Source organism: Armatimonas sp., assembly GCF_043760365.1.
Lineage (GTDB): Bacteria > Armatimonadota > Armatimonadia > Armatimonadales > Armatimonadaceae > Armatimonas.
Map to the genome: position 1 here is coordinate 1 of NZ_JAYUPA010000961.1, position 2,807 is coordinate 2,807.

Annotated in this window: 2 protein-coding genes; both read left to right on the forward strand. The window is 59.0% G+C overall.

Going from position 1 to position 2,807, the window contains the following annotated elements; translation table 11 throughout:
- Positions 1–144: 144 nt before the first annotated feature.
- Positions 145–2,076 (forward strand): hypothetical protein, encoded by a 1,932-nt coding sequence (locus tag ACH2EH_RS24400; protein WP_395145926.1) that lies wholly within the window; start codon positions 145–147, stop codon positions 2,074–2,076.
- Between the two features lie 78 nt (positions 2,077–2,154).
- On the forward strand, positions 2,155–2,736 hold the full coding sequence (locus tag ACH2EH_RS24405; protein WP_395145928.1) for a dienelactone hydrolase family protein: 582 nt from the start codon (positions 2,155–2,157) through the stop codon (positions 2,734–2,736).
- The last annotated feature ends 71 nt before the right edge of the window (positions 2,737–2,807 follow it).

A 2,807-nucleotide genomic window follows, 5' to 3' on the forward strand; every position in this document is an offset into this window, starting at 1 on the left:
CTTGCCAGTGGAGTGGGCATAGTTCTTTATTTTGCTCGTCCTACTGCCGTAAAGCAACCCACAAAAGTTGCAGAGCTCCGTCCAAATCTCAAAAATACTTCAGCTCTTCCTGCACTTTCGCAACGGCGTCACGGCGTAAACGCCGTGACGCCAAAGGAAACCAAGCCCGCCACGGGCTCCCCCGTTTATTTCGATAGTCCGGCACGGACTTTGCCCCCGCTGGAGACGCCGATTTCAATCGGCGGACAGGACGAGCTTCTCTACCTCAATCCCACTCTTCCAGACACCGAGCTGAGGCAGCGCGAGGAAGCTCTGCGGCGCTCGGTGGCAGGCGGCGACAGCTTTATCACGGTTGCGCTTCCGTCTATTGCAGCAACCGACAAGGGAGTAATCACAGCGCTGGAGGCGGCGCAAAAAGAGCAGGCGATTGTGGATGCACGGCTGGTGCGGACGATGACACTGGCGGTAAAAGCACAGCCATTCTCGCAGCTCTGTGAGCAGCTCACTAAAGAGACGGGGATTGCGTTCACGGCCAACCCACGGGTCGCCGACGATGAGGTGACGCTCTACTGCACGGCGCGGCCTCTACGCGAAATCATGCGTCAGCTTGCCAAGCACTTTGGCTTTGAGTGGCGACGCACCGGCCAGGAGCCGCAGTTTTCCTATGAAATTACCCAGTCTCTCAGCCGACAGCTTTTAGAGGAGAGCCTGCGGCAAAAAGACCGCGATGCCATGCTCACCAAGATCGAGGAAGGGATCAAAAACCTACAGCGGCTCTCGGAGCTTTCGCCGGAGCAGCGCAAGGCCAGACGCGAGCAGCTTCAGGAGAAAATCAGCAAAGACCCCACCACCTTCGACGAGTGGCTCAAGCTCGGCTGGCTCGATCAGGGTGCGGATACTCTGCTGACACGCTTTCAGCAGCTCTCCCCTGATGCGCTGGGCAAGATCCGTAGCGGCGAAGTCTACGAGTGGGATCTCATGCCAGATGGGATGCTCTCCCCCGAGCTCAAGCGACAGGCCGATGCCGCCTTTCAAGACCCAATTACCGGTAAATCCAGCCTGCGTGAGCCGATGACTTCGCTTAAAGGCACGCTTCAGCTCGAAAAGAAACAGGACGCGTGGACACTCCGAGGTTACTTCCAGAGCAATGCAGGAGGCATTGGCCTACCCCTTGCCTTTGCTCCCACCCCCACCAATGCCGTGATAGACAACGCGGCCCGCAACAAAGCCCTTGCCCAAGATCCCGCGCTGCAAAAACTCGTCTCGCTGAATATTGCCGCAAGCTGCATGCTCAAGCGCCATAGCTTCCCGGAGTTCGATAGCTTTGAGGAAGGCCCCAGGATCATTGCTGCCGATGCGTTGGAGGCTTTGCACAAGGCCACGGGGCAGGACATTATCGGCGACCAGTTCCTGCGCCTGAGCGCCCCGGTCGCCGTGGAGAAGAAAAGCATCTTTGCCGCACTCTGCACCGTGGGCGACTCCCTGCGGCTTCACTGGGGCAAGAGCGAGGGCTGGCTGACATTCCGCACGCCCGACTACTACGCCGCACGCCCTCTGGAGATTCCCCAGCGCCTCCGCGAGCGCTGGGCCGAAGGGAAACGCAAAAACGGGAGCCTCTCTATCCATGAGCTCGCCGAGATGGGATCACTTCCCGTCGCCGCCCTGGACTCCGCCCGCGTCGCCCAGTCCCTGATCGCACGCTACAATCTAAACGAGTGGCCCATCGTCCGCGCTGAGCAAGCCCGCCCCCACTGGAGCCTGCTCAGCCAGCTCACAGCAGGACAACGTGACGCGGCGATAAGCGAGGCGGGCTTGGCCTACAGCGCCCTGCGCCCCAAGCTCCGTGCCGCGTTTGAAGCCCTCCTACAGCTCCCCGCCGAGCGCCCCAACCCACCCACGTTCCGCGACTCCCGGCTCTGGGTGCTGCGTGGAGAAAAAGCAAGCAAGCTCCTTCCCAACCCCGGCATCGTCTTCGCCTACCGCTACGACGATCCCGCGATCTACAACGTCTGGAGCCCCTTCAACGGCATCTCCGGCATGCACGAGGCGATGTACCAGCAGCGTTTTAGTCGGTAAGCCCAAGGCACTTGTAGCCCTCACCCTTTTGTGCCATACTGCTCTCGATTGTAGAAGTTGCAAAAAGGAGTTTTGAAAATGGCAGAGATTTTGTTGTTCCACCACGCACAAGGGCTAACTCTTGGGGTTGCAGCGTTTGCTGATACGCTACGCCACGCTGGGCACATCGTCCACACGCCCGATCTCTTCGATGGCCGCACATTCGACACCATTGAAAAAGGCATGGGATTCGTCAAGGAACTTGGTTTTGATGAAGTAATGGTGCGCGGGGAGCGAGCAGTGGGAGAACTCCCCGAGGAGCTCGTCTACGCCGGATTCTCTCTGGGTGTGGTCTCGGCCCAGAAGCTCGCCCAAACCCGACCCGGTGCGCGCGGAGCGCTTCTCTTCTACTCTTGTATCCCGGTCTCGGAGTTTGGACAGACTTGGCCGAAGGGGGTGCCGGTTCAGGTGCATGGCATGGATGCCGACCCGTTTTTTGTTGCTGAAGGCGACATCGACGCTGCTCGGGGGCTTGTCGAAGAAGCCGAGGAAGCGGAGTTGTTCCTTTATCCCGGCAAGCAGCATATTTTTGCCGACAGCTCACTGCCGTCGTACGACGCGGAGGCATCGGGACTTTTGATGCAAAGGGTGCTCAACTTCCTAGCGGCGATAGCCTGCTGATACTGGGCTAGAGTTTTGGTATCCATACGACACTTGTTCCTGACAGTCACAAAAATATCTTCCTGTCGCAA

Bases quoted from the DNA above. Each gene is read 5' to 3' on its own strand.
- ACH2EH_RS24405 (WP_395145928.1), top strand. From the start codon at position 2,155: ATGGCAGAGATTTTGTTGTTCCACCACGCACAAGGGCTAACTCTTGGG.